The organism is Pseudarthrobacter sp. 1C304 (assembly GCF_052245515.1).
Taxonomy (GTDB): Bacteria; Actinomycetota; Actinomycetes; order Actinomycetales; family Micrococcaceae; genus Arthrobacter.
This window is the reverse complement of sequence record NZ_JBQQCH010000002.1, coordinates 117,996-138,373: the sequence shown is the minus strand read 5'-3', so window position 1 is coordinate 138,373 and position 20,378 is coordinate 117,996. Positions and strand designations below refer to the sequence as shown.

Genomic DNA, 20,378 nt, shown 5'->3' with positions numbered 1-20,378 from the left:
ATAATTCAGCGCATGATGATCGCCGTCGCCGTCAACCCGCGGGCATCCTTCGGCCGCGGTGTGCACGCCGGCAACGAAGCCGCGGCGATTTTCGAACAGGCAGGGGCCGGCGTCCTGCTGCTGTGCGAGGACAGTTACGCCGCGCTTGCAGCGTCCGTGGACAAGGCCCTGGCCGCGGGCATCGACGCCTTGGTGGTGGTGGGCGGGGACGGCATGGTCCACCTCGGCGTTAACGCGCTCGCCGGGTCCGGCCTGCCCTGGGGAACCGTCCCGCTCGGAATCGTCCCCACCGGCACCGGGAACGACATGGCGCGGGCGCTCGGCATCCCGGCCCACGACATTCCCGCCGCCTGCGCGGCGGTGCTCGCCGGCCTGGAGTCCGGCGGCCGGCTGATCGACGCAGGGCGCGCATCCGCTCCGGGGATGTCCCGCTGGTTTGCGGGCGTCGTGTCGGCGGGGTTCGATGCGGCCGTCAACGAACGGGCCAACGCCTGGCGGTGGCCGCGCGGCAAGGCGCGCTACCATCTCGCCATGCTCCGCGAACTTGCCTCCTTCCGGGCCATCAACTACACCGTGACGGCCGACGGCGAGACTTGGCAGCAGGCAGCCATGCTCGTTTCCGTGGCCAACGGCCAGTCGATCGGGGGCGGCATGAAAGTCACCCCTGACGCCGTGCTCGACGACGGCTGGCTGGACCTGTTTATTGTCGGCCCGCTCAGCCGGACCGGCCTGCTGCGGGTGTTCCCCAAGGTCTTTGCCGGCGGCCACCTCGGCCATCCGGCCGTGCAGATCCGGCGCGTCCGTTCGGTGGAGCTGGCAGCGGAGAACGTGGCGGCCTACGCCGACGGGGAGCGGATCGGGCCGCTGCCGCTGACCATCGACGTGGTTCCCCGGGCCGTCCGTGTCCTGGCCTAATCCCAGGAGCGGAGTCCACGGAGCGGAGGCCGAGGGGCGGCGCCGTCGTGGAGAGCGTCTAGAATCGTGCGGAGGTCCGGGCGCCCACGGCGGCCCGGCATGGCGGAAACGGGGCGGGGCATGGAAGGCAGGCTGGAAGCCTGGCCGGCGGGACGGGCGGCCAGGAAGGCTGGACTCTTCGGCGCGCGCAGTGTGCGGCACGGCGGCAAAGCGTTCCTGGCGCTCGCGGCTGCGGCTGCGCTGGCCGGCTGCAGCATCGGCATACCGGACCCCGCAGCCTCTCCGATAACGTCGTCGGCACCGGCGCTGGCCACCCCCACCATTACGCCGGGACATGACGCCGCCGCTGTGGCCGCGCAGGACATGCCCTTCGCCGCCGGGGGGACACTGGCCGAGGGCTCTCCCGTCCAGCTCTCCGACGGGCTGCGCGAGGCCCCGGGATGGAAGCCCGTCACCGAGAACGTCGCCGGGGCGAGTGAGTACGTCAAGGACGACGGCTGCCTGGCCTCGGCCAAGGTGCGGACCAACCAGTCGGCGCTCGCCGTGGCCGGGGACGACAAGGCGTCCACGGAGGCTCTCTTCCAGTATCTGGACGCCAGCATTCTGCCGGCCTACCTGCAGCCGGGCACCCTGCGCTGGGGCGGCGAGCCCGGCGCGCCGGCTCCGGCCGTCGAGGTGCTGGTCTTCACCGGCGGGGACCAGGCCGGGGCACGTGCCACCGCCGTCTACGCGCGGCTTTTCAGCACGTCGGGGTCCTCGATCTACCTGTCGGTCTCCTGCCCCGACGCCGCAACGCTGGCTGCTGCCCGGGCGGACGCCGAGGCATGGACCGCCGTCATTCCGCCGTCCGCCTGAGGCTGCCGCGGGCGCTACGAGCCAGGCCGCAACGAGCAGCGAGTCGAACCGCGAGCCGCTCATTAAGCAATGAAAGTTGTTTTTAGAGATAGGCTGGTTTTATGACGCGCGCCCCGTGGAACCGCAGGATTGCGGCCGTCGCCTCCTTGGGGGATGAAAACCGCCGTAAGCTGTTCGACGTCGTCGCCGCGGCCGGGTGCGCCGTCAGCCGCGACGAGGCCGCAGCCGCCACCGGCCTGCCGCGGAGCACCGCGTCCTTCCAGCTGGACCGGCTGGTGCAGGACGGGCTCCTGACCGCGGAATTCCGGAAGCTCGGCGGCCGGGGCGGCCCGGGATCCGGACGCCCGGCGAAGCTCTACCTCGCCGCCGTGCCGGAGGTTGCCGCATCCGTCCCGGACCGTAACTACGACCTGGCCGCCGAGCTGCTGGTCTCGGCCATCGAGGACTCCGCAGCCGGCGGCGGGTCAGCCCGGGAGGCGCTGCTGCGCACCGCCTTCGCCCGCGGGCAGGCGGCGGCCCGGGCACGGAGTGAAGCGGCGGGGCAGGCCGGCCCGCCGCCGGACGCCGGGGACAACTTCGCCGCACTGCTGTCCGCGGAAGGCTACCGGCCGGAGGACGACGGCGAAGGCGGCCTTGTGCTGCTCAACTGCCCGTTCCACCGGATCGCCCGGGGCCACACCGACGTCGTCTGCGCAATGAACGGTGCGTTCCTTGGCGGCGCTGCGGCCGGCTGCGGCATCGACCCGGGCCGGGTGCAGGCCCTCGCCATCGAGGAGTTACGGTCCCGCGGAACCGCGCTGCCGGCGCAGTGCTGCGCCAGGATCAGCCCCGGGGAACCCGCGCGTCCCGATCCCCAAGGCGCGGAGTCGCCGGAACGTCAGTTTCCGGAGCGGGGGCCTGGGCTCGGCCCTTCATCCCGGTGAGCAGCACGCCTGCGATCACCAGGAGGCCGCCGGCGACCTGCACCAGGGAGAGCGGTGTCCCCAGCGCCACGGTGATTCCCGCCGTGAAGACCACAATGAGGTTGAGGTAGTTCCCCGCGGTGCCCGGAGGGGTGGTTTTCAGGGCAAGGTTCCACAGAAGGTAGGCGCCCAGGGACGGGAAGACCACGATGTACGCCAGTGACCAGGCCTCGGCCGGCAGCTGCGGCAGGCGCACGCCCATGGCGAGGGCAAACGGTGCCAGCGTCACGGCCGCCAGCGAGACCTGCACGGCGGTGGCCGCAATGGCCGGAAGGTCCAGCCGGCGGGCGATGATTGTGTAGCAGCCCCAGACGAAGATCGCGCCCAGCATCATGACTTCGCCGATGTTCAGGGACAGGCTGAGCAGGCGGTGCAGCTCCCCGCGGGTCAGCACCAGGAGGACGCCGAGCAGCCCAAGGCCGATGCCCGCCCAGCCCCAGCGGGTGGTCCTCTCGCCGGGCAGGACCATCGCCATCAGGACGATCAGGGCCGGATTGGCCGCGGTGATCAGGGAGGCGTTCATGGCGGAAGTATGGCCAAGCGCCCCGTACAGCAGCAGGGTGTAGCCGCTCATGCCCAGCACGCTCAGCAGCAGGAGTACCGGCCAGCGGCGCAGCGCCGCACGCCAGTCCGGCTTCTCCACCAGGTGGGCCAGGACCAGCAGCGGCACGGCGGCAAGGGTCCAGCGCCAGAAGGTCAGGTCCATGGGGGTCATGGAGGCGACAGCGGCCTGGGCGACCATGAAGTTCCCCGACCAGAAGAGCGTGGCCAGGACGAGGTACAGGGGCGCTTTCACCGCTTGAATCTACACCAGGGCTGCGCCGGGCGCGCGGGTAGAATTGGACCGTGCCCGTTTACCTTGATCATGCCGCAACCACCGCCCTGGCCCCGGAGGCCCTGGCGGCGCTGACCCGTGAACTGGCCCGGACCGGCAACCCCTCCTCGCTGCACGGATCAGGCCGCCGGGCCCGGCGAGCCGTCGAGGACGCACGCGAAGTGCTGGCAGCAGCAGCCGGAGCGCACCCCTCCGAGGTCATCTTCACCTCGGGCGGCACGGAAGCCGACAATCTTGCCGTGAAGGGCCTCTACTGGGCCCGCCGGGCGCAGAATCCGGCCCGCACGCGCATCCTGTGCTCCGCCGTCGAGCACCACGCTGTGCTGGACACCGTCGAATGGCTCGAACGGCACGAGGGTGCCGAGGTGTCCTGGCTTCCGGTGGACCCCGACGGCGTGGTGGACCTGGGCGTGCTGGCCGCCGAACTTGCCCGGGACCCGGACTCGATCGCCCTGGTCACGGTGATGTGGGCCAACAACGAGGTCGGCACCATCCAGCCGATCGCGGAGATCGTCGAACTGGCACACGCAGCCTCCGTTCCCGTGCATTCCGACGCCGTCCAGGCCTTCGGTTCGGTGCCCGTGGACTTCCGTGCGTCGGGTCTGGACGCCATGTCCGTCTCCGGCCACAAGATCGGCGGACCGGTCGGCGTCGGGGCTTTGCTGCTGGGCCGGGCAGTGGCGCTGACGCCCGTCCTGCACGGCGGGGGGCAGGAGCGCGATGTCCGCTCGGGGACGCTGGACACCGCGTCCATCGCCGCTTTTGCCGCGGCGGCCGAAGCTGTCACCGGCAAACTGCCGGAGGAAGCGGCACGCATCGCCGCTCTGAGGGACCGGCTGATCGAGGGTGTCCAGGCGGCGGTCCCCGACGCGGTGCTGCGCGGCGCTTCCGGGGCAGGGCGGCTCCCGGGCAACGCACACTTCACCTTCCCGGGCTGCGAGGGGGACTCGCTGCTGTTCCTGCTCGACCTGGCCGGGGTGGAATCCTCCACAGGCTCGGCCTGCACCGCGGGGGTGCCCCGGCCGTCGCACGTGCTGCTGGCCATGGGGCTGGACGAGGAAACCGCGCGGGGTGCCCAGCGGTTCAGCCTGGGGCATTCCTCCACCGGCGCGGACGTGGACGCGCTGCTGGCCGCCCTGCCCGGGGCCTGCACCCGCGCGCGCCAGGCCGGTATGGCCGGCCACGAATCCACCATCCAGACCGCCGGCACGGTCGCGCGCCACGGCGCCGGCCCGGGCTAGGCCGCCGGCACCAGTCCGCCGAGCGGGACGCCGGGATCCGCGAGGTCGGCAGGACTGACGGCGGTTCCTGTATTGATGAGCTGCTTGATGGTCTGCTGCGGCTTGGCCGAACGCGGCCAGTTCACGCTCATGCCCGCTACCACGCGCCCCTCACGCTGCCAGAACGCGAGGAATTCTTTGGCCTCGAAGGAACCGCGGACGGTGGGCGGCCCCGAGGCGAGCGACGCGAAGCCCGAATATTCCATGCTCACGTCGAACTGGTCGGTGTAAAAGTAGGGGACCGCGTCCAGGGCCGCCTCCATGCCGAGCATCGCCCGGGCCGCCACCTTGCCGCCGGCCAGTGCGTTGGCCCAGTGCTCACTGCGGTGGTGTTCGCCGGTGTAGGGATGCAGGGCGTTCGCGACGTCGCCGGCGGCAAAGACGCCGGGGGCGGAGGTCCGCAGGGACGCGTCGGTGAGGATGCCGTTCCGCAGCGCAATGCCGGCCGCGTCCGCCAGGGCCACCTCTGGGACCACGCCCACGGCGATGATCACGAGATCCGCGGGCAGGACCTCCCCGGCATCCGTCTCCACGCCGGTGACCCGGCCGGACTGCCCCTTGATCGCGGCCGCCGAGGCGGGGAGCCGGAACCGGACGCCGTGATCCTCATGCAGGGACCGGAAAAAGCCGCCCAGTTCCCGTCCCACGGCCGCTTCCAGCGGCACCTGCTCCAGACCCAGCAGGGTGACCGCGTTTCCATAGGCGCTCGCCGCCGCTGCGAGTTCCAGCCCGATCCAGCCCGAACCGATCATCACCACCTTCCGGCCGCCGCCGGCCAGGCCCTCGCGGAGGCGGCGGCTGTCGTCCACCGTGCGGAAGGTGCTGACCCCGTCCAGGTCGCTGCCGGGGACCGGAATGCGCCGGGGCCGGGCACCTGTGGCCAGGAGCAGCGACGAATAGTCCAGGGTCCGCCCGTCGCGGAGGGTCACCCTGCGGGCGCCCGGATCAACGGCTGCGGCGGCGGCAGCCAGCCGCAGTTCGACGCCGTTATCCTCGTACCAGCCGTCCGGCACCACGGGGAGGGCTTCCTCACCGGCCCGGCCCAGCAGGTAGTCCTTGGACAGCGGCGGGCGGAGATAGGGCGGGTGCCCCTCCTCGGCCAGCAGGATTACCGGCCCGCTGTACCCCTCGGCGCGGAGGGTCTTTGCGGCCGTGGCGCCGGCGAGTCCGCCGCCCACGATCACGATGTTCCCGGAGACCATGTCATCCTCGATTCCTGCGGTCGCCGGGGCATCCCAGGCCGCAACGTTGCGGAGAAGCATCTAAAATCGGTTCTCTTGACTTTAGAATTGGCGATGCGGAGCGTCAAGGCCTTTTGGGTGTGGATTTGGCGTGGCGATAGAATAGTTCGGCAGGCATTTGTGCTATTTCTGCATCCGGCAGCCGCCGGTGCCTGCTTTGACCCCCCATACCCCACGGAAAGTCAGTATGCGAGTTCTTGCAGCCATGAGCGGCGGCGTTGATTCCGCCGTCGCCGCAGCCCGCGCCGTCGAGGCGGGACACGACGTCGTCGGCGTCCACCTCGCGCTCTCCCGGATGCCCGGAACCCTGCGCACCGGAAGCCGCGGCTGCTGCACCATCGAGGACTCCCGTGACGCATGGCGGGCCTGCGACGTGCTCGGAATTCCCTACTACGTGTGGGATTTCTCCGAGCGCTTCAAGGAGGACGTGGTCCAGGACTTCATCGATGAATACGCCGCGGGGCGCACGCCCAACCCGTGCATGCGCTGCAACGAGCGGATCAAGTTCGCCGCGCTGCTGGAAAAGGCAATCGCGCTCGGATTCGACGCCGTCTGCACGGGCCACTACGCCAAGGTGATCAAGGACGCCGACGGGAACCCGGAGCTGCACCGCGCCGCGGACTGGGCCAAGGACCAGAGCTACGTCCTCGGGGTGCTGACCCACGAGCAGCTGCGGCATTCCATGTTCCCGCTGGCGGACACGCCGTCCAAGGCCGAGGTCCGCGCGGAGGCGGAACGCCGCGGCCTGTCCGTGGCCAACAAGCCGGACAGCCATGACATCTGCTTCATCCCCGACGGCGACACCGCCGGCTGGCTGGCCGAGAAAATCGAGATGACCACCGGTGACATTGTGGACGAGTCCGGTGCGAAGGTGGGCGAACACCCCGGCGCCAATGCCTTCACCGTCGGCCAGCGCCGCGGCCTGAAGCTGGGCACTCCTGCCGCGGACGGGAAGCCGCGCTTTGTGCTGGAGATCCGGCCGAAGGAAAACAAGGTGGTGGTGGGTCCCGAGGCGCTGCTGGCCATCGACGAGATCCGCGGCATCAAGGTCTCCTGGGCGGGCCTGCCGATCGCGGAGGTCGGCACCGGCGAAGACTTCGACTGCCACGCCCAGGTCAGGGCACACGGTGACCCCGTGCCCGCCACGGCACGCATGGACCTCGACGGCGGCAACCTGGTGGTCACCCTGGCCGAGCCGCTGCGCGGCGTGGCCCCCGGCCAGACCGTGGTGCTGTACCAGGGCAGCCGTGTGCTGGGACAGGCAACCATCGACGCCGCCCGCTCGCTCCAGCGGGCTGCCCTCTAGGGTAATCGGGCTGCCCTCTAGGGCGGTCAAGGCCCGGAAAAGCCGCACGCCGCCGGCGTGCGGTTTTTTGCTGCCCGGACGCGGCGGAGGTCCCCGTGCAGGGGAGCCGACGGCCGGGCCCGGGTGTCGAAATTCGCACGGAATCGGCGAAGATCACGATGAGTTCTGCCCGTTCGTGTAAATTTTGTGTCTCAACTCACAAGATGTAACGATTCACCGGGCATCCGTCTGGTTGAATCGAGGCATCAGGACAGTGTTCTGCCCCCGAGTCGACTTAGGCACTACCGGGCTGCGCACTAGTACTCATCGAACAGAAAGTTCACAGATGGCAATGAACAAAAAAGCCCTGCAGAGCGCCATCGCGCTCGCCGGGGTATCCGCCTTCGCACTGACCGCCTGCACCGGCCCCTCCGGCGGCGGAACGGCTACCGGCAGCGCCGCCGGCGGCGGCACCATAACCTACGGCACCACCGACAAGGTGGTCACCCTCGACCCGGCAGGGTCGTACGATGCGGGCTCCTTCATGGTGATGAACCAGATCTACCCGTTCCTGCTCAACTCGAAGCCGGGCAGTGCTGACTCCACGCCCGACATTGCCGAGTCTGCCTCCTTCACCAGCCCCACCGAGTACACGGTCAAGCTCAAGCCCGGCCTGAAATTCGCCAACGGCCACGCACTGACGTCCTCCGACGTGAAGTTCTCGATCGACCGCGTCGTCAGCATCGCCGACGACAACGGCCCGGCCTCGCTGCTGGGCAACCTCGATTCGGTGACCGTCAAGGACGACTCGACCGTGGTCTTCACCCTCAAGGCCGCCAACGACCAGGTCTTCCCGGGCGTCCTCGCCGCCAACGCCGGCCCGATCATCGATGAAGAGGTCTTCCCGGCGGACAAGCTGATGTCCGACGACGAGATCGTCAAGGGCAAGCCGTTTGCCGGCCCCTACACGATCGAGAGCTACAAGAAGAACGAACTCGTCGGCCTCAAGCCCAACCCGGACTACCAGGGCCTGCTGGGCAAGCCCGCCAACGGCGGCGCCACCATCAAGTACTACGCCGACTCCAACAACCTCAAGCTGGACGTCCAGCAGGGCAACATCGACGTCGCCGGCCGGAGCCTGACGGCCACCGACGCCGCGGACCTCGAGAAGGATTCCAAGGTCAAGGTGCACAAGGGCCCGGGTGGCGAGCTGCGCTACATCGTGTTCAACTTCGACACCATGCCCTTCGGCGCCAAGGCCCCCGACGCGGATCCGGCGAAGGCGCTGGCCGTCCGCCAGGCCATGGCCCACGTCATTGACCGCGGCGCGATCGCGACCCAGGTCTACAAGGACACCTACCTGCCGGCCTACTCCGTGGTGCCGGACGGCTTCGTCGGCGCCACCCAGCCGCTGAAGGAGATGTACGGCGACGGCAGCGGCAAGCCCAGCCTCGAGAAGGCCAAGCAGGTCTTCAGCGACGCGGGCGTCACGGCTCCGGTCAACATCAAGCTCCAGTACAACCCGGACCACTACGGCAAGTCCTCGGGCGATGAATACGCCATGGTCAAGGAGCAGCTGGAGAAGTCGGGCCTGTTCACGGTGGACCTGCAGTCCACCGAGTGGGTCACCTACTCCAAAGACCGCACGGCGGACGCCTACCCGGTCTACCAGCTCGGCTGGTTCCCGGATTACTCCGACGCCGACAACTACCTCACGCCGTTCTTCGTTCCGGGCAACTTCCTGGGCAACCACTACGAGAACCCCGCCGTCACGGAGCTGATCAACAAGCAGCTGACCACCGTTGACAAGGCGGAGCGCGAGAAGGTCATCGGCGAGGCCCAGGAGGCCGTCGCCAAGGACCTGTCCACGTTGCCGCTGCTGCAGGGCGCACAGCTCATGGTGGCCGGCGCGGACGTCAAGGGTGTCGACCAGACTCTCGATGCTTCCTTCAAGACCCGCCTTGGTGTCATCTCCAAGTAGGTCGTATTCCCCATCCGGTTCTGACCAGCCGACGAGGCGGGGCGCCACCACGGCGCCCCGCCTTTGGCACGGGTACAGGACAACAGCTTCCGCAGCCCACAAGGCTCCCGGAACACACATTTAGGTACCAATGACAACACTTATCGAGGCACCGCCGGAAGACGGCGAAGGCCTTCTTCCGATAAAGAAAAAAACGTCCGGTGGGGGACTGGGCCGCTACATCCTGATCAGGTTCTTCCTGATCTTCCCGACGATTCTCATCCTGGTCACCATGGTGTTCTTCCTGATGCGCACCACCGGCGATCCGATCACCGCTGCCCTGGGCGGCCGGCTTCCCCAGGAGCAGCTGCAGGAACGCATTGCCGCCGCCGGTTACGACCGGCCCATCTTCGTGCAGTACTTCGAGTACCTGGCCCAGCTCATCACCGGCAACTTCGGCACCACCCTCTCGGACAACCGGCCGGTTGCCGAGATGCTCGCCACCTATGGGGCCGCCACCCTGGAACTGACCATCAACGCCCTGCTGGTGGCCCTGGCCGTGGGCATCCCGCTGGGCCTGATCGCCGCACACCGCCGCGACAAGGGCCCCGACGCCGGGCTGCGCGTCTTCGCGATCCTCTGCTACGCCACGCCGGTGTTCTTTTCCGGGCTCCTGTTCAAGCTGACGTTCTCGGTCTGGCTCGGCTGGCTCCCGGTCGCCGGGAGGGCGACGCCTGCCACCGAGCTGGCCCTGACCTCGCTCGAGGCCCCGACGGGCATCTACTGGCTGGACGCGATCCGCAGCGGCAACATGGCCGCCCTGGCCGATGTGATGGCCCACGCCGTCCTGCCGGCCCTGGCACTGGGGCTGCTGACCGCCGGGATCTTCCTGCGGCTGGTCCGCACCAATGTCATCGGCACGCTCGGCAAGGACTACGTCGAGGCCGGCCGCTCCCGCGGCGTCAGCGAATACCGGCTGCTGACCAAACACGCCTACAAGCCGGCACTCATCCCCATCATTACCGTCATGGGACTTCAGATCGCCGTCCTGCTCGGCGGTGCGGTCCTGACCGAGACCACCTTCGAATGGAAGGGCCTCGGGTTCCAGCTGGCGACCTACCTGACGGCACGCGACTTCGTGGCTGTCCAGGGCATCGTGGTGCTCCTCGCCGTGATCGTGGCCGTGACCAACTTCTTCGTGGACATCGTCGCCGCGCTGATCGACCCCCGCGTGAGGTACTGATATGACCACCACTGCCGTAACTGAACCCGTCAAGGACCCGAAGGACCCCTGGTTCCGGCGCCTGCCGGTCATCTCGCATTTCAACAAGAGCGTCGGCCTGCAGCGCGGCATGTTGGTGGCGGGCCTCGTCCTCACCGCGGTCTTCCTGCTGACCGCGGTTTTCGCGCCGCTGATCGCGCCCTATGGCTTTTCGCAGATCTCCGACGCCGACGGCAACTTCCCGGCGCAGCAGCCTCCCGGCGGGAAGTTCCTCATGGGCACCACCGTCGGCGGCTACGACGTCTTTTCCCGTGTTGTCTGGGGGGCACAGACCGCCGTCCTGGTGATCATCGTGGCGGTGATCATGTCGATCTTCATCGGTGTGGCACTGGGCCTGGTCAGCGGTTACATCGGCGGCGGGCTCGACCGCACCCTCGTGGTCATCGCTGACGCCGTCTACGCCTTCCCGCCGCTCCTCGTCGCCATCGTCATGGCGATTGCGATCAGCGGCGGCAGGTCCAGCCTGTGGGGCGGCATCCTCGCCGCGGCCATCTCCATCACGGTGGTGTTCATCCCGCAGTACTTCCGCGTCATCCGGGCCGAGACCATCCGGCTCAAGGCGGAACCCTTTGTGGAATCGGCAAAGGTGGTGGGCGCCTCGAACATCCGGATCATGCGCCTGCACGTCTTCAAAAACGCCACCCGCACGTTGCCGCTGATCTTCACCCTCAACGCCTCCGAGGCCATCCTGACCCTGGCCGGCCTGGGCTTCCTTGGCTTCGGCATCGAGCCGACCTCGGCCGCGGAATGGGGTTTCGACCTCAACAAGGCCCTCGCGGATACGACCTCGGGGATCTGGTGGACCGGCGTGTTCCCAGGCCTTGCCATCGTCCTCACCGTCCTCGGCCTGACCCTGGTGGGCGAAAGCATCAACGACCTCAACGATCCCCGCCTGCGGGGCCGCAAGAAGGCTGCCTCCGGAAAGGGCGGCCCGCTGCCCACCTCCGGCGCCCCGGCGGCACGTGACGAAGAAGTGAGCAGCTCATGACCATCAACATCGACCAGCCCGGCACAGGCGCCGGCCCGGTCCTCGACATCGACCACCTCAAGGTCACCTTCGCCACCGACGCCGGGGATGTGTACGCCGTCAAGGACGTCAGCCTCGAAGTGAAACCTGGCGAGGTGGTGGCGATTGTGGGCGAGTCAGGCTCCGGGAAAACGGTCACCGCCAAGACCATCCTCGGACTGCTGCCCGAGACCGCCATCAGTTCCGGTGCCGTGCTGATCAACGGCAGCAACGTCATCAGTGTCAGCCCGGCAAAGCTCCGGGAGATCCGGGGCCGCGACGTGGCCATGGTCTTCCAGGAACCGTCGACAGCCCTGAACCCCGTCTTCACCGTTGGCTGGCAGATTGCCGAGGGCATCCGCGCCCACTCCGGCCGTGCCGGAGGAAAACGGGTCAGTGCGAAGGACGCCAAGGCCCGGGCCATCGAGGCGCTTCGCAAGGTGGGCATCCCGGACCCGGAAACGCGGGTCAACTACTACCCGCACCAGTTCTCCGGCGGCCAGAAGCAGCGCGTGGTCATTGCCGCCGCGCTGGCGCTGAACCCGGGACTCATCGTGGCCGATGAACCCACCACCGCGCTGGACGTCACGGTGCAGGCCGAAATCCTCGACCTGCTGCGCGACCTCCGCGACCGGTACGGGACATCGATCGTGCTCATCACGCACAACATGGGCGTGGTGGCGGACCTCGCCGACCGGGTCGTGGTGATGTACCGGGGCGACGTCGTGGAGGAAGCGCCGTCGCGGGTGCTCTTTGCCGAACCCAAGCAGGACTACACCAGGAAACTCCTGGCCGCAGTCCCGCACCTGGGCAGGAACTCCGCCTCCCACGGCATGACCCAGCGGGCCCACCAGGGCGGCAAAGTGCTCGTGGAGGCCCGGAACCTGACCATCGAGTACCCCGGACGCCTGGGGAGCCCCGCCTTCAAGGCTGTGGACGGCGTCGACTTCACCCTGTCCGAGGGGGAAGTCTTCGGCCTCGTGGGGGAGTCCGGATCCGGCAAAACCACCATCGGGCGGGCCATCGCGGGCCTGAACCGGACCACCGGCGGCAGCCTGAAGGTGCTGGGCTACGAGATGCTCACCATGAAGGAGCGCACCTTCAAGCCGCTGCGCAAGGAGATCGGGTTCGTGTTCCAGGACCCGGCGGCGTCCTTCAACCCCCAGCTGACCATCGGGGACTGCATCGCAGAACCCCTGGTCATCCACACGAAGCCCACCCCCGCCCAGGCCCGGCAACGGACCCGGGAACTTCTGGAAGCCGTGCAGCTCCCGGCCGCTTACGCCGACCGGTTCCCGCATGAGCTGTCCGGCGGGCAGCGGCAGCGTGCCTCCCTCGCCCGGGCACTCATCCTGAACCCCAAGCTGCTGATCGCCGACGAGCCGACCTCGGCCCTGGACGTCTCGGTGCAGGCGGTGGTGCTGGAACTGTTCAGGGAGATCCAGGCCGAGTTCGGCTTTGCCGCCCTGTTCATCAGCCACGACCTCGCCGTCGTCGACATCCTGTCCCACTGGGTGGGCGTGTTGTACAAGGGCAAGATGGTGGAACAGGGCCTCGGCAGCCAGGTCATGGGCAATCCGCAGCATGAGTACACCAAGAAGCTGATCGCCTCCCTGCCCGTTCCGGACCCGGACGAGCAGGCCCGGCGCCGGGAGGAATTCCGCGCCGTGCTGCACAGCTGAGTCATCCGGCCCGCAGCCCCGGGGGACATGCCCGCCGTTCGCACCGAACGGCGGGCATGTCCCTTTTTCGTCCCGCCGGCCGCGCCGGAACAACCGCCGGCAGCAGCGACGCGGCGACGCGTAACAGCGGAAGCGATGGGCGCCGGTGCCCCTAGACTGGAGCAATGACCGAGCAGAACCAGACTCTTCCCGACGCCGATTCGTATGACCCCGGGGCCAGTTCGCTGGCCGGTCAGGTGGATCCTGCGGTGATGGCGGAGCTGCTCTCGATCCGCTCCAGCATCGACAACATCGATGCCACCCTCGTGTACCTCCTCGCCGAGCGCTTCAAGGCGACCCAGAAGGTGGGCTTCCTGAAAGCCGCGCACAAACTTCCCGCCGGGGACCCCGGCCGGGAAACGGCGCAGATCGCACGGCTGCGGCGCCTCGCCGCGGAGGCCCACCTGGATCCGGCTTTCGCGGAGAAGTTCCTCAACTTCATCATCGGCGAAGTGATCCGGCACCATGAGGCCATCGCTGAGGACCACGAGGCGGCCCTGGCCACAGAGCCCCGGACCGCCGGTTCCGTGCGCCCGCAAGCCGGCGGCGACGTACCCGGCGCCGCCGGCCCGGCCGTCTCCGCCACCGCCTAGCCGTGGCACAGACACCACTCCCGGCCGCGCAGCCGGAGCAGGTCACTGCCACCGGCCTGGGCACCTGGCCTGGCGAGGACCCCCTGGAGGCCGCGCGCATCATCCGCGGCGAGCTGGGCAGCCCCCACCTTCCGTTCCTCGCCGAACTGCCGGACAGGGGCGTCGGCTCCGACGCGCTGGGACGGACGGCCGCGCTGCTGGTGGACCTCGCCGTGGACGTCCAGCCCTACGGCTGGCGGATCGTGGACCGGCCGGGCAAGGATTCCCGGCGCGCCCAGTCCGCGCTGTCCACCGACATCAACATCCTCGCCGACGTTATCGGCGCCGAGGACACGCCCGCGGCGGACATCAAGGTCCAGCTCCGCGGACCCCTGAGCCTCGCCGCGGGCCTGCACCTCCACAATGGCGAACGGGCCCTGATTGACCACGGTGCCCGCCGGGACCTTGCGGCCTCGCTGGCGGCCGGGGCCGGCGGCTACCTCCGCCGGGTGGCTGCTGCGGCCCCCGGGGCCCGGATTGTGGTCCAGGTCGACGAGCCCGAAATTGCCTCGGTGCTGGGCGGCACCATTCCCACCTCCAGCGGATATCGGACCCTGCGCTCCGTGCCGGGCCGGGAGGCCACCGACTCGTGGCAACTGGTCATTGACGCCTTGCGGGCCGCCGGCGCCGCCGAGGTGGTGGTGTCCGTCCCGGAAATCGAAGCGCCCTTCGACCGGATCCTCGCGGCCGGCGCCGACGGGATCGCCGTGCCCCTGCGCGCCCTGACGTCCCGGCAGTGGGAACAGCTTGCGGCCGCGGTGGAGTCGGGCAAACGGCTGTGGGCCGGCGTGCTCGACGTCGGAGACCCCTCCGCCGCGCCGCCGAGAGTGGCCGACGTCGTGGAAACTCTCTGGCGGCCTTGGCGCCAGCTGGGGCTGCCGGCCTCCGCCCTCGCCGGCGTCCGGGTGACGCCTTCAGAGGGGCTGGCCAGGCACTCGCCGTCGGCGGCGACTGCTGTGCTGGCGCGGCTCACCAAGGTCGCCGACGGGCTCAACCAGCTCGCTCTCGGCTAGCGCCGGCGGCGGCGTACGTCAGATACGGGCTTCCCAGCGGTCCGGCCGGGCGCGGTCCGGAAGGTAGCCGGGACTGGACTGTCCGCCGGGATAGGGCTCCAGCCGGTAGTCGAAATGCCCGGCGTAGACGAGGACCAGCCCCAGCTGCGGCTGGATCACCTTCACCTGGATCCTGTGTTTCCCGGCCGGGCCCTCCTCCGCAGCCCACCACTGCTCGGCGTACGCCTTGGCATCCAGGGCGGCCGGCAGGGGAATCCGCAGCGGTCCCAGGAAGAGCCGCGAAGCCTCCGAAACCCCGCGCAACCGGCCCCCGGCGGTGACACTTAGGTTGAGGTCGGTGACCATCCGCCGGTACCGCCCCACGTAATCCACCAGGCCGTGCCGGCGGCCGGACTCCTCGAAGCTCGTGGTGTCGTGGAACAGCCGGGTGGTGGACGGGAAGAAGATTTCGCGCCGGGCGGTGAGGCTGGACCGGCCGAACGGGTCCAGATGGGCGTGGTTCTCGATCCGGAACGGGATGCCCTCGCCGTATTCGGGGAAAAAGGACTCCTCGGAGCTGGCGAGCCGCAGCAGCGGGCGGAGCCACGCCTGCCGGCAGCCCACCACGTCGAAAACGCCCTCGCCGACCCCGTAGTGGCCCGATCCGGGAGCCAGCGAGAAGTAGTCCTGCAGCTCCGGCTGCAACCGCGTAAAGCCGGCGCCGAGTGCACGTTCATAAATAGGGGTGCTCACAGACAATTCCTTCCAGCCAGGTGTTCCGCACCCAGCGGTCCGGGCGTGGGACCAGCCTATAGTTTGTGCGCCGGGCCGCAATCGTTCCGGCGCGGGCGCCATGCCCGGGCAGCGCTGAATACGACAAAGCCATTTCGATAGGGGAATATATACATATGAAGGCACGCATTCTGGTAGTGGACGATGACGAGGCGCTGGCCGAGATGATCGGTATTGTGCTGCGCAACGACGGCTTTGAACCCGTCTTCTGCGCTGACGGCGGGCAGGCGCTGGAAGTGTTCCGCTCCGCCAAGCCCGACCTCGTGCTGCTGGACCTGATGCTTCCGGGCATCGACGGCATTGAGGTCTGCCGCCAGATCCGGGGCGAATCCGACGTGCCGATCGTGATGCTCACCGCCAAAGCCGACACGTCCGACGTCGTCCGGGGCCTTGAATCCGGGGCCGATGACTACGTCCCGAAGCCGTTCAAGCCGGCCGAACTCGTCGCCCGCGTCCGGGCCCGCCTCCGTCCCGGCGACCAGAAGGCGCCCGAGACTCTGCGCATCGCCGATGTGACCATCGATGTCGCGGGGCACCTCGTCAGCCGCGGCACAGAACGCATCTCGCTGACACCGCTGGAATTCGACCTGCTGGTGGCGCTGGCCCGCAAACCCTGGCAGGTCTTCACCCGGGAGCTCCTGCTGGAGCAGGTCTGGGGCTACCGGCACGCCGCCGACACGCGGCTGGTCAATGTCCACGTCCAGCGGCTGAGGTCAAAGATCGAACGCGACCCGGAAGCCCCCGAAGTTGTATTGACGGTCCGTGGTGTCGGCTACAAAGCAGGTTCCTGACCCGGCGGAGGGACATCCCGCAGGGGGGCCGGTGAGCGCCCCTGCAGGTGGGGCCGTTCCCGGGAAGGCCGCCGCCACCTCAGTTGACCTCCGCGAGCCGGGGCACGCCGCGCCCGCAGCCGCTGAGCACCCAACTGTCGACCCGGCCCCCGTCGAGCCCGCGCCCGGTGCACCGGCAACCGGTGTAGACGCACCAGCACCCGTACCAGCACCAGCCCTGGACCCGGCCGCCCACCGTGAGGGTGGGTTCCTCGCCAGCTGGAATGCCCTGGGCTTCCGCACCAGGATCTGGGTAAAGCGCGCGCGGATTGTGGGCGTGCGGGTGGCGCGGCTGGTCCGGATCGGCGCCAGCAGCATGCTGCCGGGCATCCGCTACCTGGCCCGCTCACTGCACCGCAAGTGGCGGCGGTCCCTGCAGTTCCGGACCGTGCTGACGACGCTGATGCTGGCGATCGCGTCGTTCGCGGTCGTCGGGGCCTACCTGTCCAACCAGATTGCCAACAACCTGTTTCAGGAACGGCTCGCCCAGGCGGAGTCGGAGACCCGCTATAACGTCAAGCAGGTCCAGGACACGTTCGACGGCGCGCAAGTCACCGATCAGTCCAGCGTCATCACGCTGGTCTACGACACCCTGAACGCCGTGGAGGGCCGCGGTTCCGTGATCCAGCGGCGCTACGTCTTCGAGGCGATGCCGGAGCAGACCAAACCACGCAACCGCTGGGTGGAGTCGCGGGCGTCCGACCAGCTCACCATCAGCGTCATTCCAGACGAGCTGCGCAAGGCCGTCCAGGATTCCGGCAAAGAGCAGTTCTGGGCCTCCACGGAGTTCCCGGTGGGAACCGAGGACCGGCCCGGGATCGCCGTCGGCAACAAGGTCACGTTCAACGGCACGGTGTACGAGCTGTACCTGATCTACGACCTCAACACGGCGCAAAAGACCCTCGATGAGATCCAGAACGTGCTGCTGGCAGGCGGCGCGGTACTCGCGTTGCTGATCGGCGCCGTGGCCTGGTACGTCACGCGCAACGTCGTCAGCCCGGTCAGCCACGCCGCGCTCGTCTCGGAGAAGCTGGCTGCGGGCCAGCTGCAGGAGCGGATGGTGGTCAAAGGCGAGGACGAGGTGGCCCGGCTGGGTGCATCGTTCAACCACATGGCTGCCAGCCTGCAGGAACAGATCACCCAGCTCGCCACACTGTCCCAGATGCAGCAACGGTTTGTTTCCGACGTCTCGCATGAACTCCGCACCCCCCTCACCACCGTGCGGATGGCCGCAGAGGTGCTGTATGACGCGCGCGATGACTTCGACCCCATCAACAAGCGCTCCGCGGAACTGCTGTACAACCAGGTGGAGCGCTTCCAGTCGCTGCTCGCCGACCTGCTCGAAATCTCCCGCTTCGACGCCGGCGTGGCAACGCTCGACGCCGAACCGGGCGACATTGTGCAGCTGGTTTCCCACGTGCTGGAGGGCGTCGGCCCGGTCGCCGCTGAGTACGGCTCCAAGGTCACGCTCAACGCCCCCGCTGCAGGCATCATCGTGGACATGGACGACCGCCGGATCGACCGGATCCTGCGCAACCTGGTCCTGAATGCCCTGGAACACGGCGAAGGCCGGCCGGTGAACATCTCCGTGGCCGCCAACGGCACCGCTGTGGCAGTTGCCGTCCGGGACCACGGCATCGGCATGACCGCCGCGGAAGCCGCCCGCGTGTTCGACCGGTTCTGGCGCGCCGACCCGGCCAGGGCCCGCACCACCGGAGGCAGCGGCCTCGGCCTGTCCATCGCGGCCGAGGACAGTAAACTCCACAACGGCTGGCTCCAGGCATGGGGCAGCAAGGGCAGCGGGGCCAACTTCCGGCTCACCCTTCCGCTGCGCCAGGGCGACACCATCACCAAATCCCCGCTCCAGCTGGAGCCGGTGGACGTGGGCCTCCACGGTGCGGGCAGCGAACGGACCATGCTGCTGCTGGACCCGTCACCGGCCCAATCCGCACCAGCGGACAACAACCCAGCCGACGACCGCGCAGCGGACAACACGTCAGCGGACACCGGAACGAAGGAGAGGCCATGAGCGGAGCCCCCCGAAAAGCCACCCGTGCCGCTGCCGCGCTGCTGGCGGTCCTGTTGTTCCTGCTGACATCGTGCGCCCAGATCCCGCGATCGGGTCCGGTGGGGAAAAGCACTGATGAGAGCGCGGGGAACCCCAACAACGCTCCCGTGTTCTTCCCGTCCGCGCCCCGTGCGGGGGCCGGGCCTGAAGCGGTGATCGAAGACTTCTACCTGGCCGGCAGCGGCTACGAGGACGACTATGCGGTGGCCCGCCAGTACCTCACCCAGGCGTCGTCCGTGACCTGGAAGCCGGACCAGCGCGTCCTCGTCTTCCGCTCGGCGAGAGTGGTGCCGACCGGCGTCGAAAACGTCTTCAACTACGAACTGGACGTGTCCTACTCCGTTGACGCGGACGGGGTGGCGACCCAGATGCCGGAAGGCACCAAGGAAAACATTCCCGCCACGCTGACGCAGGTCGACGGCGAATGGCGGATCGCGGAGCTTCCGGACGGCACGGCCATACCGGAGGAGACGTTCAAGGTCATCTACGGGGCGTATCCGATCTACTTCTACGATCCCTCCTTCACCTACGCGGTGCCCGACGTCCGCTGGTTCATCAAGAAGAAGACCGTCAAGGCCATGACCAGCGCCCTGCTGGGCGGCCCGGCCCCGTACCTCAAAGGTGCCGTGGTGAGCGCTTTCCCCTCCGGCATCAAGCTGGCCCGCGAGTCCGTCCCCGTGGTGTCGGGCGCCGCCCAGGTGGACCTCACGGCCAAGGACCTCGTCGAGGCGTCCAACGAGGACAGGCTGCGGATGCAGACCCAGCTTGCGCTCACCTTCCGCAGCCAGCCCGACGTCATCAACGTCGAACTCCGTGCCAACCAGGACCTGGTCCGCGTGGAAGACAACGGTTCGGTGCTGCCTCCCATCCGTGACAAGAACGTCCCGGGCCACCAGATCGCAGTGAGCGAGAACGACCTGGTCCGGTATGAGAACAACCGGATCTCGCCGCTTCCGGACATGCAGCCCGTGGCGGCCCTGGGGCCCCGGGCACCGGCAGAGTCCCCGGTCTCGCAGTCCGCCGCCTTCCTCGGCTCCGGCCGCGGCACCCTGTATTCCATCATTCCGGGCCAGCCTGCCCGGGCACTGACCACACGAAGCACCCTGACCCGGCCCTCGTTCGACCGGTACGACTGGGTCTGGACGGCCGGGCCGGGGGCCGACGGCGCCACGGAAATGACGGCCTTCAGGCCTGTCGGCGTCGCAGAAGGCGCGAGCGTTCCCGCCGTGACGCTGGCGCCGGCATGGCTTTCCGGCCGCTCGGTCAAGGAGTTCAGGGTCTCGCGCGAGGGAACGCGCGCCCTCATCATCACGGAGCAGAACGGCAAGAGCAAGGTCCAGATGACGGGCATCATCCGTTCAGCGGACGGCACGCCCAAGGACCTGACGGCGCCGATGACCCTGCTGGCCACGAACGACCCGGACCAGGGTGTGTGGGTCGATGACACAACGGTGGCCGTGATGCGGGGCTCGTCCAGCGGCGCCGTCACTCCCGAACTCCTGTTCCTCACCTCGTCGCAGCCGCTGCAGCTGGCGCCCTGGCCGGGGCTGACCGCCCTGAGCGCCGGCAACGGCGTCGAAGACATCTACGCGCAATCAACGGAAGGGATCTTCCAGCGGCTCGGCAACGGATGGTCTCCGCAGCTCAAGGGACCGGTCGACCCCTCCTTCCCCGGCTGAGGTATGCGGGTCACTGGAGCCTTGCAGCGTGCAGACACCCGTG

General features: G+C 68.7%; 17 protein-coding genes. 14 read left to right on the top strand and 3 right to left on the bottom strand.

All coding sequences use genetic code 11. The features are described from left to right. The first annotated feature begins 12 nt into the window (after positions 1–12). The 3 genes from ACTWQD_RS04675 to ACTWQD_RS04665 all read left to right on the top strand — a co-directional run bounded on the left by ACTWQD_RS04675 (position 13) and on the right by ACTWQD_RS04665 (position 2,693). The gene (locus ACTWQD_RS04675) at positions 13–915 is read left to right on the top strand and encodes a diacylglycerol/lipid kinase family protein (protein WP_443195021.1); all 903 of its coding nucleotides are present in this window, start codon (positions 13–15) and stop codon (positions 913–915) included. A 120-nt stretch (positions 916–1,035) separates the two neighbouring features. Continuing rightward, the gene (locus ACTWQD_RS04670; RefSeq protein ID WP_443195020.1) at positions 1,036–1,770 is read left to right on the top strand and encodes a hypothetical protein; all 735 of its coding nucleotides are present in this window, start codon (positions 1,036–1,038) and stop codon (positions 1,768–1,770) included. 101 nt (positions 1,771–1,871) lie between these two features. After that, positions 1,872–2,693 (top strand): helix-turn-helix transcriptional regulator, encoded by an 822-nt coding sequence (locus ACTWQD_RS04665; RefSeq protein ID WP_443195019.1) that lies wholly within the window; start codon positions 1,872–1,874, stop codon positions 2,691–2,693. Here ACTWQD_RS04665 and ACTWQD_RS04660 read toward each other — a convergent pair. Further along, positions 2,593–3,528 (bottom strand): DMT family transporter, encoded by a 936-nt coding sequence (locus ACTWQD_RS04660; protein ID WP_443195018.1) that lies wholly within the window; start codon positions 3,526–3,528, stop codon positions 2,593–2,595. The genes ACTWQD_RS04665 and ACTWQD_RS04660 overlap by 101 nt on opposite strands. A 50-nt stretch (positions 3,529–3,578) precedes the next feature. Between ACTWQD_RS04660 and ACTWQD_RS04655 the strand changes: the two genes are divergently transcribed. Beyond that, entirely contained in the window at positions 3,579–4,808 is a 1,230-nt protein-coding gene (locus ACTWQD_RS04655) for a cysteine desulfurase family protein (RefSeq protein WP_443195017.1), read from the top strand. Here the strand turns inward: ACTWQD_RS04655 and ACTWQD_RS04650 are convergent. Next, the gene (locus ACTWQD_RS04650) at positions 4,805–6,049 is read right to left on the bottom strand and encodes an NAD(P)/FAD-dependent oxidoreductase (protein WP_443195520.1); all 1,245 of its coding nucleotides are present in this window, start codon (positions 6,047–6,049) and stop codon (positions 4,805–4,807) included. The genes ACTWQD_RS04655 and ACTWQD_RS04650 overlap by 4 nt on opposite strands. Before the next feature lie 244 nt (positions 6,050–6,293). Between ACTWQD_RS04650 and mnmA the strand changes: the two genes are divergently transcribed. The 7 genes from mnmA (at position 6,294) to ACTWQD_RS04615 (ending at position 14,987) form a co-directional block, all read left to right on the top strand. Then, the gene (gene mnmA / locus ACTWQD_RS04645) at positions 6,294–7,394 is read left to right on the top strand and encodes a tRNA 2-thiouridine(34) synthase MnmA (protein WP_443195519.1); all 1,101 of its coding nucleotides are present in this window, start codon (positions 6,294–6,296) and stop codon (positions 7,392–7,394) included. 325 nt (positions 7,395–7,719) lie between these two features. After that, entirely contained in the window at positions 7,720–9,354 is a 1,635-nt protein-coding gene (locus ACTWQD_RS04640; protein WP_443195016.1) for an ABC transporter substrate-binding protein, read from the top strand. A 130-nt stretch (positions 9,355–9,484) separates the two neighbouring features. Continuing rightward, the gene (locus ACTWQD_RS04635; protein ID WP_066432748.1) at positions 9,485–10,576 is read left to right on the top strand and encodes an ABC transporter permease; all 1,092 of its coding nucleotides are present in this window, start codon (positions 9,485–9,487) and stop codon (positions 10,574–10,576) included. Position 10,577: 1 nt separating this feature from the next. Further along, positions 10,578–11,603 carry an ABC transporter permease gene (locus tag ACTWQD_RS04630; protein WP_443195015.1) on the top strand — a complete coding sequence of 342 codons (1,026 nt, stop codon included), beginning with the start codon at positions 10,578–10,580 and terminating at the stop codon, positions 11,601–11,603. Next, a complete protein-coding gene (locus ACTWQD_RS04625) occupies positions 11,600–13,303 on the top strand; it encodes a dipeptide ABC transporter ATP-binding protein (protein WP_443195014.1) in 1,704 nt (567 codons plus the stop codon). Before ACTWQD_RS04630 ends, ACTWQD_RS04625 begins: the two co-directional genes overlap by 4 nt. Positions 13,304–13,467: 164 nt before the next feature. Beyond that, positions 13,468–13,935 carry a chorismate mutase gene (locus tag ACTWQD_RS04620; protein ID WP_443195013.1) on the top strand — a complete coding sequence of 156 codons (468 nt, stop codon included), beginning with the start codon at positions 13,468–13,470 and terminating at the stop codon, positions 13,933–13,935. Between the two features lie 2 nt (positions 13,936–13,937). Next, positions 13,938–14,987, top strand: coding sequence for a hypothetical protein (locus ACTWQD_RS04615; protein WP_443195012.1), 1,050 nt, complete (start codon positions 13,938–13,940; stop codon positions 14,985–14,987). Between the two features lie 18 nt (positions 14,988–15,005). On the opposite strand, the gene ACTWQD_RS04610 is transcribed toward ACTWQD_RS04615, so the two are convergent. Next, the gene (locus ACTWQD_RS04610; RefSeq protein WP_443195011.1) at positions 15,006–15,719 is read right to left on the bottom strand and encodes a DUF4166 domain-containing protein; all 714 of its coding nucleotides are present in this window, start codon (positions 15,717–15,719) and stop codon (positions 15,006–15,008) included. 155 nt (positions 15,720–15,874) lie between these two features. On the opposite strand from ACTWQD_RS04610, the gene mtrA reads away from it, so the two are divergent. From mtrA to ACTWQD_RS04595, 3 genes are all read left to right on the top strand, one after another. Next, entirely contained in the window at positions 15,875–16,549 is a 675-nt protein-coding gene (mtrA, locus tag ACTWQD_RS04605; protein WP_066432760.1) for an MtrAB system response regulator MtrA, read from the top strand. A 355-nt stretch (positions 16,550–16,904) separates the two neighbouring features. Further along, positions 16,905–18,617, top strand: coding sequence for an MtrAB system histidine kinase MtrB (gene mtrB / locus ACTWQD_RS04600; RefSeq protein WP_443195518.1), 1,713 nt, complete (start codon positions 16,905–16,907; stop codon positions 18,615–18,617). Beyond that, positions 18,614–20,335 (top strand): LpqB family beta-propeller domain-containing protein, encoded by a 1,722-nt coding sequence (locus ACTWQD_RS04595; RefSeq protein ID WP_443195010.1) that lies wholly within the window; start codon positions 18,614–18,616, stop codon positions 20,333–20,335. The genes mtrB and ACTWQD_RS04595 overlap by 4 nt, the downstream gene beginning before the upstream one ends. Positions 20,336–20,378: the final 43 nt, after the last annotated feature.

Bases quoted from the DNA above. Each gene is read 5' to 3' on its own strand.
- ACTWQD_RS04650 (WP_443195520.1), bottom strand. From the start codon at position 6,049: ATGGTCTCCGGGAACATCGTGATCGTGGGCGGCGGACTCGCCGGCGCC.
- ACTWQD_RS04670 (WP_443195020.1), top strand. From the start codon at position 1,036: ATGGAAGGCAGGCTGGAAGCCTGGCCGGCGGGACGGGCGGCCAGGAAG.
- ACTWQD_RS04640 (WP_443195016.1), top strand. From the start codon at position 7,720: ATGGCAATGAACAAAAAAGCCCTGCAGAGCGCCATCGCGCTCGCCGGG.
- ACTWQD_RS04635 (WP_066432748.1), top strand. From the start codon at position 9,485: ATGACAACACTTATCGAGGCACCGCCGGAAGACGGCGAAGGCCTTCTT.
- mtrA (WP_066432760.1), top strand. From the start codon at position 15,875: ATGAAGGCACGCATTCTGGTAGTGGACGATGACGAGGCGCTGGCCGAG.
- ACTWQD_RS04625 (WP_443195014.1), top strand. From the start codon at position 11,600: ATGACCATCAACATCGACCAGCCCGGCACAGGCGCCGGCCCGGTCCTC.
- ACTWQD_RS04620 (WP_443195013.1), top strand. From the start codon at position 13,468: ATGACCGAGCAGAACCAGACTCTTCCCGACGCCGATTCGTATGACCCC.
- ACTWQD_RS04630 (WP_443195015.1), top strand. From the start codon at position 10,578: ATGACCACCACTGCCGTAACTGAACCCGTCAAGGACCCGAAGGACCCC.
- ACTWQD_RS04665 (WP_443195019.1), top strand. From the start codon at position 1,872: ATGACGCGCGCCCCGTGGAACCGCAGGATTGCGGCCGTCGCCTCCTTG.
- mnmA (WP_443195519.1), top strand. From the start codon at position 6,294: ATGAGCGGCGGCGTTGATTCCGCCGTCGCCGCAGCCCGCGCCGTCGAG.
- ACTWQD_RS04675 (WP_443195021.1), top strand. From the start codon at position 13: ATGATGATCGCCGTCGCCGTCAACCCGCGGGCATCCTTCGGCCGCGGT.
- ACTWQD_RS04595 (WP_443195010.1), top strand. From the start codon at position 18,614: ATGAGCGGAGCCCCCCGAAAAGCCACCCGTGCCGCTGCCGCGCTGCTG.
- mtrB (WP_443195518.1), top strand. From the start codon at position 16,905: ATGCTGCCGGGCATCCGCTACCTGGCCCGCTCACTGCACCGCAAGTGG.